Origin of the sequence: Thermovenabulum sp. (assembly GCF_049723235.1) — a bacterium.
Lineage (GTDB): Bacteria > Bacillota > Thermosediminibacteria > Thermosediminibacterales > Thermosediminibacteraceae > Thermovenabulum.
On the sequence record NZ_JBNARB010000004.1, the window covers coordinates 38160 to 53851 of the forward strand.

Annotated in this window: 16 protein-coding genes; 14 read left to right on the top strand and 2 right to left on the bottom strand. The window is 37.1% G+C overall.

What is annotated here, in order from left to right:
- Window positions 1–82 precede the first annotated feature (82 nt).
- The 14 genes from lonB to ACPLOV_RS03265 all read left to right on the top strand — a co-directional run bounded on the left by lonB (window position 83) and on the right by ACPLOV_RS03265 (window position 13733).
- Window positions 83–1750, top strand: coding sequence for an ATP-dependent protease LonB (lonB, locus tag ACPLOV_RS03200; protein WP_424910630.1), 1668 nt, complete (start codon window positions 83–85; stop codon window positions 1748–1750).
- Window positions 1751–1911: 161 nt separating this feature from the next.
- Entirely contained in the window at window positions 1912–3864 is a 1953-nt protein-coding gene (locus ACPLOV_RS03205) for a sigma 54-interacting transcriptional regulator (RefSeq protein WP_424908398.1), read from the top strand.
- Window positions 3865–4217: 353 nt separating this feature from the next.
- Window positions 4218–5174 carry a 3-dehydro-scyllo-inosose hydrolase gene (gene iolN, locus ACPLOV_RS03210; RefSeq protein WP_424910631.1) on the top strand — a complete coding sequence of 319 codons (957 nt, stop codon included), beginning with the start codon at window positions 4218–4220 and terminating at the stop codon, window positions 5172–5174.
- A gap of 33 nt (window positions 5175–5207) precedes the next feature.
- A complete protein-coding gene (locus tag ACPLOV_RS03215) occupies window positions 5208–5867 on the top strand; it encodes a nitroreductase family protein (RefSeq protein WP_424908396.1) in 660 nt (219 codons plus the stop codon).
- A gap of 17 nt (window positions 5868–5884) precedes the next feature.
- Window positions 5885–6328, top strand: coding sequence for a hypothetical protein (locus tag ACPLOV_RS03220; RefSeq protein WP_424908395.1), 444 nt, complete (start codon window positions 5885–5887; stop codon window positions 6326–6328).
- Window positions 6329–6333: 5 nt separating this feature from the next.
- Entirely contained in the window at window positions 6334–7236 is a 903-nt protein-coding gene (locus tag ACPLOV_RS03225; protein WP_424910632.1) for a CoA transferase subunit A, read from the top strand.
- A 15-nt stretch (window positions 7237–7251) separates the two neighbouring features.
- Window positions 7252–8013: a CoA-transferase subunit beta gene (locus ACPLOV_RS03230; protein ID WP_424908393.1), complete on the top strand. Its 762-nt coding sequence runs from the start codon at window positions 7252–7254 to the stop codon at window positions 8011–8013.
- Window positions 8014–8071: 58 nt separating this feature from the next.
- Window positions 8072–9115: a Bug family tripartite tricarboxylate transporter substrate binding protein gene (locus ACPLOV_RS03235; RefSeq protein WP_424908392.1), complete on the top strand. Its 1044-nt coding sequence runs from the start codon at window positions 8072–8074 to the stop codon at window positions 9113–9115.
- An 84-nt stretch (window positions 9116–9199) separates the two neighbouring features.
- Window positions 9200–9373: a DUF362 domain-containing protein gene (locus ACPLOV_RS03240; RefSeq protein WP_068747420.1), complete on the top strand. Its 174-nt coding sequence runs from the start codon at window positions 9200–9202 to the stop codon at window positions 9371–9373.
- 12 nt (window positions 9374–9385) lie between these two features.
- Complete coding sequence (locus tag ACPLOV_RS03245) at window positions 9386–9868, top strand: tripartite tricarboxylate transporter TctB family protein (protein ID WP_424910633.1); 483 nt, start codon at window positions 9386–9388, stop codon at window positions 9866–9868.
- 20 nt (window positions 9869–9888) lie between these two features.
- Window positions 9889–11349, top strand: a complete 1461-nt coding sequence (locus ACPLOV_RS03250) for a tripartite tricarboxylate transporter permease (RefSeq protein WP_424910634.1) — start codon at window positions 9889–9891, stop codon at window positions 11347–11349.
- Window positions 11350–11365: 16 nt separating this feature from the next.
- Window positions 11366–13072 (top strand): aldehyde ferredoxin oxidoreductase C-terminal domain-containing protein, encoded by a 1707-nt coding sequence (locus tag ACPLOV_RS03255; protein WP_424910635.1) that lies wholly within the window; start codon window positions 11366–11368, stop codon window positions 13070–13072.
- A gap of 19 nt (window positions 13073–13091) precedes the next feature.
- Window positions 13092–13322, top strand: coding sequence for a MoaD/ThiS family protein (locus ACPLOV_RS03260; RefSeq protein ID WP_424910636.1), 231 nt, complete (start codon window positions 13092–13094; stop codon window positions 13320–13322).
- Window positions 13323–13370: 48 nt separating this feature from the next.
- Entirely contained in the window at window positions 13371–13733 is a 363-nt protein-coding gene (locus tag ACPLOV_RS03265; protein WP_424908387.1) for a cupin domain-containing protein, read from the top strand.
- 85 nt (window positions 13734–13818) lie between these two features.
- Here the strand turns inward: ACPLOV_RS03265 and ACPLOV_RS03270 are convergent, their stop codons facing one another.
- Complete coding sequence (locus ACPLOV_RS03270; protein ID WP_424908386.1) at window positions 13819–15066, bottom strand: NAD(P)-dependent malic enzyme; 1248 nt, start codon at window positions 15064–15066, stop codon at window positions 13819–13821.
- Window positions 15067–15115: 49 nt separating this feature from the next.
- Window positions 15116–15676 carry a Fe-S-containing hydro-lyase gene (locus ACPLOV_RS03275; protein ID WP_424908385.1) on the bottom strand — a complete coding sequence of 187 codons (561 nt, stop codon included), beginning with the start codon at window positions 15674–15676 and terminating at the stop codon, window positions 15116–15118.
- Between the last annotated feature and the right edge of the window lie 16 nt (window positions 15677–15692).

Consider the following 15692-nt stretch of genomic DNA (forward strand, 5'->3'; position numbering starts at 1 on the left):
GCGTTTTTTTTATGAAATCCTTTCCAGGATAAATTTATTTTTATTTGCTAATAATATTAAAAGCCGGATTCTGGAAAGGGAGGTGAGGCTTTTGAATAGTTCTTCAAGTTTTTTGACCTTAATCCAAATTGCCTTTGTGGTCATAGTGGGGCTGTATTTTTTAAATTTGCTAAAGAGCCAGCAGGGGAGCAGGATTACCGTAGATAGGGAATCGAAAAAAGAGCTGGAAAAATTAAGGAAACTGAGAGAAATCTCCCTTACAGAACCGCTTGCAGAAAAAACAAGGCCTACAACTTTTGAAGAAATTATCGGTCAGGAAGAAGGGCTGAAAGCTTTAAGAGCAGCTCTGTGCGGTCCAAACCCTCAGCACGTAATAATTTACGGTCCCCCGGGGATAGGAAAGACGGCGGCGGCAAGGCTGGTGCTGGAAGAAGCAAAAAAATGTCCCGAGTCCCCCTTTGGGCCTGATGCAAAATTTGTTGAAATTGATGCCACCATATCCCGGTTTGACGAAAGGGGTATAGCCGACCCATTAATAGGGTCGGTGCACGATCCCATTTATCAAGGGGCAGGCCCTTTGGGCATTGCCGGAATCCCTCAGCCTAAACCCGGTGCAGTTACAAAAGCCCACGGAGGTATTCTTTTTATAGATGAAATAGGAGAATTGCATCCCGTTCAAATGAATAAATTATTAAAGGTTCTGGAAGACAGGAAGGTTTTTTTAGAAAGCGCTTATTATAACAGCGAGGACCCCAATATACCCCTTTACATCCACGATATATTTCAAAATGGATTACCTGCAGATTTTAGGCTGGTGGGAGCTACCACCAGAAGCCCTAATGAGATACCGCAAGCAATACGCTCAAGGTGTGTAGAAATATTTTTTAAACCCTTATCACCGGAAGATATAGGGACAATTGTAAAAAATGCGGTGCAAAAAATTAATTTCGAAATTAAGGAAGAGGTTATTGATTTAATCAAAAAATACGCCACCAATGGAAGAGAAGCCGTAAACATAGTTCAGATGGCCGCAAGCATTGCAATTCTTGAAAAAAGAAAAAATATAGGTCAAAAGGATGTGGAATGGATAATCAACTGCGGACAGTATACTCAAAGACCTGATAAAAAAATTCCCGAAACTCCTCAGGTGGGACTTGTGAACGGACTTGCGGTTTACGGTCCAAATCTGGGAATACTTATTGAAATTGAAGCGACAGCTATTCCAGTGCAAAAAGGAGAAGGTAAAATAATAGTTACGGGCATTGTGGAAGAAGAAGAAATGGGAGGAGAAGCTTATAAATTAAGGAGAAAAGGTACGGCAAGGGGATCTGTTGAAAATTGCCTTACGGTAATGCGAAAATATTTGGGGGTGGACCCCAGGGATTTTGACATTCACTTAAATTTTCCGGGCGGTATTCCATTGGATGGGCCATCCGCAGGAATTGCGGTTGCAACGGCAATATACTCTTCAATAAAAGGGTTACCGGTAAAAAATACCGTTGCCATGACAGGTGAGATTTCTATAAGGGGAAATGTTAAACCGGTAGGAGGAGTAACCGCAAAAATAGATGCTGCGATAAAAGCAGGGGCAAAAGAAATATTGATACCGAAGGAGAATTATCAGGAGATATTTAAAACAATAGATGGAACTAATATAATTCCTGTAGAAAGAATTGAAGAAGTAATAGATTTAGCCATTTTATGGGATAAAAAGGCCGAGGAAAAGGGAATATTGGCACTCGTTAAATAGAAAATAAGCCATATTTTTCCAAAAAGGAAAAATATGGCTATATTTTATATAAAAAATTAAAATAATAAATAACAAAAAGGATATTAGCACAAATAATAGAATTAAAGTAATATATAATATTTTAATATTTTTAAAAAAGTAGAACGGGATGGGTGAGGGAAATGGATAGGTTGAAAGGAAAGGTTGCCTTAATAGCGCCGAATTCTTACGTTGCAAACCTTGCATTGAAGGTTTCTAAAGGTTTTGGGGACATTATTGAAATTTATGAAGGCAACTTAGAAGAAGGTGTAAAAGCGGCAAAAAGGGCTTTGACCAAAGGATGCAAGGTAATAATCAGCAGGGGTGGAACAGCCTTAATGATAGAAGAAGAGCTGGATGTTACCGTTGTACCCATTTCTTTTACTTCTAATGACCTGATAAAGACGATTTCGAAAATCAAATTAAATGATAATGTTATTGGGATAATTGGGTATAAAAATCTGATAGAAGAAATTAATGAAATTGAAAATTTACTGGATTACAGAATATATTTTTCCGAAATCAGGCACCATAAAGAAATCGAGGAAAAAATATTGGAACTTTATAAAAGATTCGGAGTAGAAAATTTTATTGGCGGTGAAGCAGTAGTAAAAATAGCTGAAGAATTGGGGCTAAAAGGCATTTTAATGGAATGCGGTGCCGGTGCTATTAAAAGGGCGATATCGGAAGGTATCAGGATTGCGAAAATAATTGTAGAGCTGAACGAAGAGCGAATGCAGCTCAGGGCAATTGCGGAACACAGCAGTGATGGAATAATTTTGCTGGATGAAATGGATAGAATTAAATATATTAACCCTTCGGCTCAAAGGATTTTAATGATAAATTACGAGGATATGCTGGGTGAAAATGTTTTAAATTATATTAGTTCGCAAAAAATTATAGATGCGGTAAAAAAGAAGGAACAAGTAATTGCAGAATATGATCAAATAAAAAATACGAAAGTAATTTTTAATTATGTTCCTTTAATTGAAAATAATAATAAAATCGGAAGTATTATTTCCTTTAATGATATTTCAAAAATAGAGGAATTAGAGAGAAAAATAAGAAAGGAACAATATACAAGAGGTTTTGTGGCAAAATATACTTTTAACGATATTATCGCAACAAGTGAGAGAATGAAAAATATTATTGAAATGGCGAAAAGGATTTCTAAAAATGATACTACTATTTTGATTACCGGGGAATCAGGGACCGGAAAAGAATTAATGGCTCAAAGCATTCATAATGAAAGTTTAAGAAAACACGGCCCCTTTATTGCGGTTAATTGCGCTTCATTACCTAAAAATCTCCTTGAAAGTGAACTTTTTGGGTACGCGGAAGGAGCTTTTACAGGTGCTAAAAAAGGAGGTAAACCGGGTCTTTTTGAACTGGCACATATGGGCACCATTTTTCTCGATGAAATTGCGGACATGCCTTTGGACCTCCAGGCTCATCTTTTAAGGGTAATTCAGGAAAAAGAGGTTTCCAGGATAGGAGACGATAAGGTCATTCCGATAGATGTCAGGGTAATTGCGGCTACAAATAAAGATTTAAGAAAATATGTATCGGAAGGAAAATTCCGGGAAGATTTATATTACAGGTTGAACGTTATAAATATTAAAATGCCGCCTTTACGAGAAAGAAAGGAAGACATTCCTTTGTTAATTAAATATTTTTTGAGCATATACGCGTCAAAAAATAAAATGGCTCCTAAAAAAGTTAATGAGGAAGCAATTAAAATTCTTAAAAATTATTCATGGCCGGGGAACATAAGAGAACTTCAAAATTTTATCGAAAGATTAATGCTTACGGTAGAAAAAAATGTAGTAGATGAAAAGGATGTTTGTGAAATTTTGGATATAGATAAAGAATGTATATATGACCCATCTTCAGGTGCAATGGAAAAGTATTTGGAAAGTGGAATTAATAATATTGGTGAAAAAATGAACAAAGGAATATTAAATAGAATGGAAAAAGAGTATATATTAAAGATATTAAAAGAGGTTAATGGCAATAGAAAAAAAGCAGCAGAAATACTGGGTATCAGCACGACTACTCTATGGAGAAGGTTAAAAGAATTAAATATTAATTATTGAAATGCAATGGAGATTAAATATTGAAATACTCCATTAATCAATATTTTCAATATGAAATTATTAATTTTCAAAATGAAATAAAAATAATTATTAATTTTGTACATTACTTGAAAATCAAGGTTGATTTGGATGGCATTTTTTTTGCAATAATTTAATAATAGGAATATTAAAAAACAATTTTAATTAAAGATAAATAAGACATATGCCAATATTTATTAAAGTAAATATTTATATTTAGTTTTTAAACAAATTAATAAATGAAATTATCAAAATTTATAAAAGGAGGTGTAATATAGTCAAAAATCAAAATAAAAAAAATATAGAAAATATTAACATATTTTGGAGGTGTAAGAATGAAATATAAACTTTCCACAGGATCTATGGATAAAGCTGATAAGATATATTTCCAAAACATGACCGGGCGACAGGTGGAAGAAAGGTTAAAAGAAAATGATATTATCATAATACCCATAGGTAGCACCGAATATCATGGAAAAGGCCAGTGCTACGGAGAAGATACTTTTATAGTTACCAGGATTGCCGAAACGGTTGCAAAAGAAACCGGGTGTACGGTGTCTCAACCTGTGTGGTTTGGCTCACATCCCTGGAACCAAATGGGTATGCCGGGGACGATAGTAATCCCGGAAGTAACCTTTGTAAGTTATCTTAGAGCAATAATCGCCGGCTACTGGAATGCGGGGTTCAGGAAGCAGATATTGATTAACGGACATGGCCAGGAGTATATAATTCCAAATGCCATTCAGGAATTCGGTAAAATGTATCAGGTTCCGGCAGTAATTTGTATGGTAAACTGGCCGACCGTCATTGCCCAGGAACTAAAGGACAAAGCTCACGGCGGTCCATGGGAAACTCCCTTCAGGCATGCCGATGAGGTAGAAGCTTCTTTTTCATTGGCTTTGTTCCCGGAAATGAATAACAAAGAGGATATGGAAGACAGCACTCCTGTAGGTTTTATGCCCGAAGGCCATGTGGATAAGGGTGGAGATATATATCAATATCCAATTCCAGGACATGCCCAGATAGGGATGGGTGGTTTGGAAGTAATACTATATCCTCAGGGTGTAATCGGGAAACCCACTCTTGCCGATGCTAAAAAAGCCGAAAAGGGAATTGAGATGATTATAGATTACCTAATTAAATTACATAACGATATTCGCGAAAAATTCCCGCCCGGTAAATTGCCCGATATTAACCTTGTTACCGAAAGGGATAAAGAATTAATAGAAGCGGTAATTAAAGGCCCCTTCAAAGGTGGTAAGAGCATATATTCCTTAGGGTACCCTTCATGAAAATAAAAAAATTGGCCAAAGGAGGATAAGATAATGGAATCCAAAAAAGATATCTTTTTTCAAGTAGTTGCCGACAGAAGAAGCATAAGAAATTATACCAATGAAAAAATTTCTGAAGAAGATTTGAGGTTAATTCTTGAAAGTGCGCGGTTAGCTCCATCGGGAGAAAATGCTCAGCCCTGGAGATTTATAGTTGTTAGAGACGAGGAAAGCAAAAAATTCCTTGCAAGAATCTCAAAAAATGCAAGCGGCAGGAGATTTACGGGCGAATTTTTAAGCAAACAAATGCAGGAAAGGTTTAAATCTCTGGAAGATGAGGAAAAGAAAATTGCTGCTTTCAAAAAATTGACTTCCGGTGATGTATCGGGTTTTGTAAGTGAAGGGGACCTAATTTTAATGGTAATCGGTAAAAAGGATGTTTGGGATTTGCCTTACGACACTTCAGCCGCGATAGAAAATATATTGTTAACCGTTACCAGCCTGGATTTAGGTTCTTGCTGGGTAATAGCACCATGTATCGATATTAGGGATGAGCTGAAGGTAAAGGAATATTTTAAAATTCCTGAAGAATACAAGGTAATAAGCATTCTTTCCATTGGAAAACCCTCGAGAATACCCAATCCGCGTCCAAGGATACCGCTGAAAGATTTGGTATTCAATGAAAAATTCGGCGAAGCCTATTATTCCGAGTAAAGAAGGAGGGTATGAATATGAATTTTTTAGAAAAATTCAAGGATGAATTAATATTTGAAGTACAAAAGGAGTTCTGGAATGAAAGAGGAAAAGGTGCCAGATATAGATTGACCAGAATAGGCGTAGATTTTGCGGAAAGAGAACTGGGAGAAAAGATTAAGGATAAGAAAAATATAAAAAAATGGTTGATAGACAATGGATTTTGCGAAGATATTGACATTACTGAAAATGAAATTTCGATGACGATGATCGTTAAAAATTGCAGCTTACTGGAAATTAAAAATATGTTTAAAAAAGCCAATATTAAACCCCTCTCCTGCCCGTTAGCCAATATATTTATGTACTGCTTGGAATTAAATAGCGGGCTCTCACCGGAATTATTACCCATTGAAGAAGACGAAAATGGAAATTGCAAAGTAACATTGGCTAAAATGGCAACCTCTGAAATAGTAAAGAGGTGATTTGTTTGAATAATAAGGTAAAGAGCTTATCTGAAGTGGTAAGCCAGATACCCGATGAAGGGGCGGTAATTGCTTTTGGTGGTTTTGCCATAGCAAGGAATCCTATAGCTTTTGTACTGGAAATGATCAGACAGCAAAAAAGAAAACTAAGGGTTTATCAAATAGTTGCTGGAATGGACACTGATCTGATGGTGGGAGCTGGATTGGTGGAAAGATTGGAGTACAGCGGCGGTTCCCTTGATAGATTCGGCAGGCTCGAAAGAATTAACGAAGCAATAGATAAGGGTAAGTTAGATGTAAGGGAATATACGGGTATGAGTATGTCCTTAAGATTCCTGGCAGGTTCTATGGGTGTTCCTTTTATCCCCACAAAAACTTTACTGGGGACCGATATGTTGAGGATATTGGTGGAAAAAAACGATGATGCTGTAAGGGTTGAAAATTCTCCCTTTGATGGTGAAAGATACGTATATCTTAAAGCAATACAACCGGATTTTGCGGTTATACATGCGCAATATGCGGATGAAAAGGGGAATGTGATAATTGAAGGACCTTATTGGGATGTGGAAACGGCAAAATCTGCTAAAAAACTATTTGTAACCGTTGAAAAAATTGTATCAACGGAATTCATTAAAAGATTTCCCGAAAAGGTAGTTATTCCGAGCATGTACACGTCAGCCGTGATTGAAATGCCTTTTGGAGCATTTCCCACTTCGGTTTACAAATTCTATGATTATGATCAGAAGTTTTTAATGCAGTATGCTGAGATAAACAAGAACAAAGATGAATTTGAAAAGTTCATAAATGAATTTGTATTTGGAACAAAAGACTTTGTAGAATTCTTAGAAAAAATTGGGGGCATAAGGCGTCTCAATGAAATCTTAGCAGATCCGGTATACGGATATTAAGAGGGGTGATATTGTATGACTATTAATTTCACTACAAATGAGCTTATGGCTGTAACCGCTGCAAGGCTTATTAATGATAATGAAAATGTGGTTGTAGGTTTAGGTTTACCCCAGATTGCCGCACTGCTTGCTAAGAATACTCATGCTCCCAATCTAAACATAATATACGAAATCGGTGTTATCAATCCGGAAGCTGAAGAGATGGGTGTTGGTATTGCCGATCCAAGGTTATGGTATAAAAGCGAGTATTTTACAAGCTTTGTTGGAACCTTAGGAAACGTCCTGCAAAAAGGGCTTGTGGATGTGGGATTCTTGGGAGGATTGCAGACCGATAGATTCGGAAATATAAACAGCACTCTGGTTAGATCTGAAAAGGGAATAAGACATATTAATGGGAGCGGTGGAGCTGCCGATATAGCGAGCTTGGCCAGGAGATTATTGATTATAATGAAGCACGATAAAAGGAAATTGGTAGAAAATGTGGATTATATAACGAGTGTTGGGTATCTAAGCGGCGGTAATTCCCGAAAAGAAAGCGGTCTACCCATGTGTGAAAATATAACTATCATTACAAATCTTTGTGTTTTCGGTTTTGATGAAAATAGATCAATAAAGCTACTTTCAATACATCCCGGTGTTTCTGCTGAAGAAATAATCGAAAATACGGGGATAAAAATTGAAATTCCCGAAGGAATAAAAATTACCGAGGAGCCTACGGAAGAGGAGATAAATTTATTAAGGACGACAATAGATCCGTTGAAACTTTACATTAAATAACGAAGGGAGGATGATAGGGTTTTCTTTAAAAAAAATTTAATCTGGGAGGTTTTCCGGGATGAAAAAAGTAAAAATGATTTCCCTGCTTCTCATTATCGCTTTGCTAACATCCATATTATACGGGTGCGGTCAAAAGCAGCAGGCAAACCAGCAACAGCAGAATAAACCCAAATACCCCGAAAGGTCTATAAACGTAATAGTAGGTTTCCCTGCAGGTGGACCTACCGATTTGATCGCCCGCGGAATTATGCCTATTGTTCAGGAAAAGCTGGGCGTAGGTATAGGAGTTACTAATATGCCGGGAGCCGCAAGTGCTACTGCTGCTTCCCAAGTATTGTCCCAGCCCAAGGATGGATATACACTCTTTTTTGGTTCGGAAATCATGTCTACATGGCAGACAATGGGAACAATTGACCTGAGCCCCACAAGAGACTTTATACCGGTCAAAATAGTCGCTCAGGCCATTCCGGTACTGGCAGTCCCACCGAATTCAAAATTTGATAAGGTAGAAGATTTTATAAAGTTTGCAAAAGAAAACCCGGGTAAATTGAGGATAAGTACCGCTGGTCCCGCTACAGTTCCACATATATCAGGACTCCTTCTCGAAAAAGAACTCGGCTGCAAATTTACATTCGTTCCCTATGAAGGTGGAAGACCTGCGATAACAGCTGCAATGGGCGGCCAGGTGGATGCAACGATAGAAATGGTTCAATCAATGGTGGAAGCCCATAAATCTAAACAGATAAAGATTCTTGCTTCCTTTACCAATGAGCCTATTGAAGGGCTTGATATCCCGGCAATCGGAAAAATTTTCCCAGAGCTTTCCAAGTACTTACCTTATGGTCCATATTTTGGTCTTTTTGCAGCAAAGGATACACCGCAGGAAATTATCGATGTTTTAAAGAAAGCCATGGATGAATCTATTAAGGATCAAAGATGGCTGGATTACTGCAAGAAACTTTATCTAATACCCGTAGACTACAGCGGACAAGAAGCGATAAAATTCCTGGATAATTGGACTGCAAAATCAGCCTATATACTGTTCGATGCCGGTGTTGCAAAAAATAATCCGGAACAGTTTGGGATAAAAAGACCCAACTAAGGTTTAAATAAAAAGAAATCTTCGCCCCCTATGGAAAATAGGGGGCGAAGACTAAAAAGTAATCTTAAAAAAAGGAGGATTTATATGCTCTACGTGGACAAGGAAAAATGCGAGGGATGTGAAGCATGTGTAGCCGTTTGCGGGACGGGAGCTGCTCAAATAATTGATGGAAAATCGGAAATAGATGTAAATCAATGTGTAGAGTGTTACGCATGTAAAAACGTATGTCCCTATGAAGCTATATTAGAGAAAAATTAGAGGTGAAAATAAATGGATTATTCCAAATTACTGGATGTAATATCCATTATTTTGACATCAATTATTTGTTTCCTGGTGTTTTTTAATTTATATACCATCTCTTCTTCTCAGAACATTCCTCTAATTTCTGTGGAATCACCGATAATTTTTCCATTTTTAATAGGAGTAACTTTATTAATTTTATTGCTTATTATTATATTCAATCAATCGAAATTCTGGAAAAATTACAGGGAAGATAGCGAATACAGAAAAAATGTCATAAATGAATTAAAGGATGTTTTGTTTTACTTTGCGGGATTGGTTATATATATTTCTTTTTTAAAAAAGCTTCATTTTAATGTATCCACGATAATATTTACCGCTTGTGTAATGATTTTATTTGCAAGAAAGGAATTAAATATAAAGAAAATTTTTCAGGTTGTTCTTTCATCGGTAGGTTTGGTAATGGTAATAGATTTTGTGTTCAGCGGTATTTTTAAGATAATCCTGCCGTAGCTGAAAAAGGAGGATTTTAAATGAGCATATTTTTAATCTTATACATGGCGGTTGGTGCAATCATCGGCTTAATAATGGGTGCTTTGCCTGGATTAACAGTTACTATGACCATAGTCCTGGTAGTTTCTTTGACCTTTGGGTGGCCTATGATAGATGCTCTGGCGTTTATTATAGGTGCTTTTTGCGGAGGGGTTATGGGAGGGTCTATTTCAGCCATTACCTTAAATATTCCGGGAACGGCTGCGGCAGTGGCAACAGTATTTGACGGATATCCATTAAAAAAGCGAGGAGAAGCTCCTGTAGCCTTGGGATTGGCGCTTTTTGTAAGTTTTATCGGTGGATTGCTGGGGATATTGTTCTTGGCCATATTTGGTCCGCTGATAGGGAGTATTGCTTTAAAATTTGGGAGTCAGGAGTATTTTTTAATATGCTTGTGGGGTCTAAGTTTGGTAGCCATTTTAAGTAAAGAAAATATAATAAAAGGATTTGCTGCTGCCTGTATAGGTTTAATAATTTCTTTTATTGGAATGGATCCTATTACGGGCTTGATGAGATTTACTTTCGGCTCTCCTCTTTTAAGCGGTGGAATAAACTATATTGTTGCTATGATAGGTCTTTTTGGAATGAAGGAAGTTTTCGTACAGTTAAGCAGCAAGAAAACTTTTAAAGTGGATAATTTTCATTACAATATAAAAGATCTTTTTCCCAAAATGGACGTGGTTAAAAAGACCTTAAAGTGTTTTTCCTGGTCAGCTCCTATAGGAGCGATAATAGGATTGCTTCCGGGAACGGGTGGGGATATAGCTTCCCTCGTCAGCTATGGCGTGTCAAAGCAGTTAATTAAAGAACCGAGCAGGCCCTTTGGCGAAGGTGCTTATGAAGGGGTTGCCGCTCCGGAAATAGCAAATGACTCAGCTATTGGCGGTGCAATAACTACACTTTTAACTCTTGGAATACCAGGAGACTCGGTAACCGCTGTTATGTTGGGTTCCTTTTATCTTCATGGATTATTGCCCGGACCTACCTTTATGATGACCGAGAAAAAATATTTTTACATGATAATAGTATTTTTAATAATAAGTGAGTTTATCGCTTATTTCCTGGGAATTCTGGGAAGCAATGCGATGTTAAGAATGCTTAACTTTCCAAAATGGTTTTTACTTCCTTTTATATCAATTCTCTGCGTGGTTGGTTCCTATGCGTTGCAGAACAATATCTACGATGTCCTTTTTATGGTAATATTCGGATTGCTCGGGTACATTTTAGAAAAATCCGGATATCCGGTTAGCCCCATAGTTCTTTCGATAATATTGGGGCCGATGATTGAAACAAACTTTAGAAAAGCATTAATCAGCACTGGCGGAATGGGGAGTTTGTTGTTATCTTTTATCACAAGGCCAATAAGCCTTATACTCCTGGTTTTGATAATAGCCACCTTTATTACACAAACGGTTCTTATGAAAAAGATTGTCAATAATTGAAAGGAGGTAATAGCAAATGAATAAGATAATCAGGGTAAACATGAAGACAAAAGAAGTGAAAATAGAAGAACCAAAAAAGGATTACGAACTTTTAGGTGGTAGAGCGCTAACCTCAAGAATAATATATGATGAAGTTGAACCGGAATGCGATCCTTTGGGTGAAAAAAACAAGTTAGTAATAGCACCCGGTTTGCTTTCCGGGACGGCGGTATCCAGCTCAAGTAGAATATCGGTTGGTTGCAAAAGCCCGCTGACCAACGGAATTAAAGAAGCCAATAGTGGCGGTTTGATAGGGACCTACCTTTCAAAAAATGGAATTAAGGCAATCGTAGTCGAAAATTTACCCGATGACGAAAATTCATATGTTTTGGAAATAGATGAGGAAAAAATTAGCCTTACTTATGACAACCAATTAAAATTCTCAGGCACCTATGAAACTGTTGAAAAGCTATTTAAAAAATACGGCGAAGATATTGCAATCCTGTGCATTGGCCCTGCAGGCGAAAGAAAAATGCGTGCCGCAAGCATTGCAGCCTCCGATCCTAACGGCGAATTAAAATTTGCCGCAAGAGGCGGAGTAGGGGCCGTAATGGGGAGTAAAGGATTAAAGGCGATTGTAGTAAAAAATACAAAGAACAGTAAAATAAATTATTATGACAGGGAAGCTTTTTTAGAGCTTGCTAAAGCGATAAATAAAGAATTATTGGCAGATCCAAAGACAGGAGATTCGTACAAAAAATACGGTACGGCTCAGATAGTAAATGCCGTCAATGCAATTGGGGCTTTGCCTACAAAAAATTTTAAATTTGGTGCTTTTGAATTTGCCAAGAATTTAAGCGGTGAAACAATGTACGATACCATAGTAAAAAGAGGAGGAGAGGGTAAAACAGGAATTTCCTGTATGCCCGGGTGTGTTATAAGATGCAGCAATGTATATCCGGATGAATGCGGAAAGAAGATTGTATCCACATTGCAATATGAAACGATAGCTCTGGTTGGGTCAAATCTTGGGTTTTCAAATTTAGATTCGGTTGCAAAGCTAAACAAGGAAATTAATGATTTAGGCCTTGATACGATTGAAATGGGTTGTGTTCTGGGAGTAGCTATCGATGCGGGTTTGGCGGAATACGGAAATGAGGAAAGCTGTTTAAAACTTCTTGAAGAAATAAAAAATAATACCGTATTGGGACGAGTATTAGGAAATGGTGTAGAAATAACCGGGAAAGTCCTGGGTGCTAATAGAATTCCTGCTGCAAAGGGGCAAGGTTTTCCGGGATATGATCCGCGGGCATTAAAGGGAAACGGTGTACTTTACGCTATATCTCCTATGGGAGCGGATCATACAGCGGGCAATGCATTTGGTTCCAGGAACGAAGTGAATCCTCTGGGTAAAGAAAAACAGGGGGATTTATCGAGAAACCTTCAAATAAAGATGACCACCCTGGATAGCTTGGGATTTTGCATATTTGCAAGAGGGCCATTGTTTAAAGAACCTTCTACGATGAAAAATTTAATCTATTATTATTTGGGAATAGAAATAGAAACGAAAAAAATATGGGATATGGGAATTAATACCTTGAAAATTGAAAGAGAATTTAACATTAAAGCTGGAATAAGCCCTTGTATGGATAAATTACCTGAATTTTGCTATAAGGAAGAACTGCCTCCTACAAATGCGGTTTTTGATGTACCCGAAGAGGAAATGAAAAAGGCAATAATTTAAAATTTAATGAGGGGAATATATGGTAAAAGTAAAACTTCATTTACATTTGGCAAAATACAGTGAAATGGGCAATAAAGAATTTACCATTAACTATGAGGAAAATATGACCTTAGAGTCACTAATAAAAAAGTTAAGAATACCGGAAGAAGAAGTAGGAATGATTGTGGTGAATGGAAAGTGGCAGGAAAAAAATTACATTATTCTTGATCAAGATAGTATTGAAATATTTCCGGTTTATCTGGGCGGGTAAAGAAAAAATTATATAAAATAAAATATTTTATTGAAAGGAGAAGAAAATATGGGTAAATTTACTGTTCATGAAAGCGAAATTGAAGGTGTAAAAAGAATTCCTCCCAGGGTTTCTAAAGTATTAATTTGCAATAAAACCGTTGGTGCAACTCAAATATCAATGGGTGTAAACGTAACTGAGGTAGGAAGCAAAATACCGGCTCATAACCATGATAATCAAGAAGAAGCTATGTTTATAGTTTCAGGAAAGGGTAAGCTCATAGTAGAAGGTGAAGGGGAATATGAATTAACGCCGGGCACTGCCATTTTTGCTCCCGTTGGAGTAAAACATGAAATTGTAAACACGGGCGATGAACCTATAAAAATCGTTTGGGCATATGCCCCCCCGTTGCCCGAACATTTAAATAAGTAATTTTTTAAAGAAATAGAGCCATAATATTAATCCCCCGCAATTTTTTTTGCGGGGGATTATTGCATCTTGTATTAAATAGTAATTATTATTTTTTGAAATAAGAATTAGCTTTTTTAACAAGAATTTTTGTTCTTTCTTCTATTTCTGCGGGATCGACAATTTTCCTTGCTACCTTTGTTTCGATAGCAGCTTTTGCTACGGCTTTTGCTACTGAAGGGGCAACTCTTTCGTCAAAGGGTTTTGGGATAATATAATCTTCTCTCAATTCATGGTCTGCTATAATTTCCGATAATGCGTGGGCTGCTGCTAACTTCATTTCTTCATTTATTTGAGTGGCCATAACGTCAAGAGCTCCTCTGAAAACGCCGGGGAAAGCCAATACGTTATTTATCTGATTTGGATAATCAGACCTACCGGTACCTACAATTTTTGCTCCGGCTTCATATGCATCCTTTGGGTCAATTTCAGGAACCGGATTGGCCATTGCAAAAATAATTGGATCTTTTTTCATACTCCTTACCATTTCTTTGCTAACTATATTTGCTGAAGATACCCCTATAAAAACATCCGCATCGATTAAAGCATCTTTTAAAGTTCCCTGTCTTTTTTCCTTGTTTGTAATCTTTGCAAGCTCGTCTTTTGCCCAGTTCATTCCTTCTTTTCTACCTTCGTAAATAATTCCGTTTCGGTCACACATTATTACATCCTTTATACCGGCTCGTATAAAAATTTTTGCTATTGCGGTGCCAGCAGCACCAGAACCGTTAATTACTGCGGTAATTTCATTAATATCCTTTTTTACGATTTTCAATGCATTATATAATGCTGCAAGAGTAATGATTGCTGTACCATGTTGATCATCGTGGAATACCGGTATTGAAAGACACTTTTTTAATTTTTCTTCAACTTCAAAGCAAGCAGGAGCTGCAATGTCCTCTAAATTAATGCCACCGAAAACCGGCTCAATTAATTTTACGGTTTCTACAATTTTATCCACATCGGTAGTATCAATACATATAGGAAATGCATCTACACCGGCAAAACACTTAAACAAAACCGCTTTACCTTCCATAACCGGTAAAGAAGCTTTTGCACCGATATTTCCCAATCCTAATACAGCGGTTCCGTCAGAAACTACTGCTACCGTATTGCCTTTGAAGGTATAATCGTAAATTTTTTCCGGGTCCTTATGTATCTCTTTGCAGGGTTCCGCTACTCCGGGGGTGTAAGCGAGGCTTAAAGACTCTTTACTGTCTACCGGTACTTTACTGATAACTTCAAGTTTTCCTTTATTTTCATAATGAAGTTTTAATGCTTCTTCTCTTAATGACATAATCAATGACCTCCCTGAAAATATTTAAAAATAAAAGAGATTTTTAAAATTACAGTAAGTTTATTTTCCTGTAATTTTCTTTGCCGGTTTTATATAAATCGTTACCGTCTTTATCTATGACAACTATTGCAGGAAAATCTTCCACATGGAATTCATAAATGGCTTCGGGGCCAAGCTCCGGAAAAGCTACTACTTCGGCTTTTTTAATAGTATCAGCTAAAAGCGCCCCCGCTCCTCCTATAGCAGCAAAATATACTGCCTTATAAGTTATGATGGCGTCGACAACCTCTTTTGAACGAAGTCCTTTACCTATCATACCTTTTAAACCTTTTTCTATAAGAAGGGGTGTATAGGGGTCCATGCGGCCGCTGGTGGTAGGACCGGCAGAACCAATTACAGTTCCTGGTTTTGCAGGACAAGGCCCTGCGTAGTATATTATTTGTCCTTTTATATCTACAGGAAGCTCTTCTCCTTTTTTGATCATTTCATATAAACGTTTATGAGCCGCATCTCTTGCTGAATAGATTATGCCGGTAATAAGCACCTTATCACCTGCTTTTAAATCGTCTATGATTTCAGGAGTTAAAGGAGTTTTAATTGATTTAATCATGATTTCCCTCCTTATA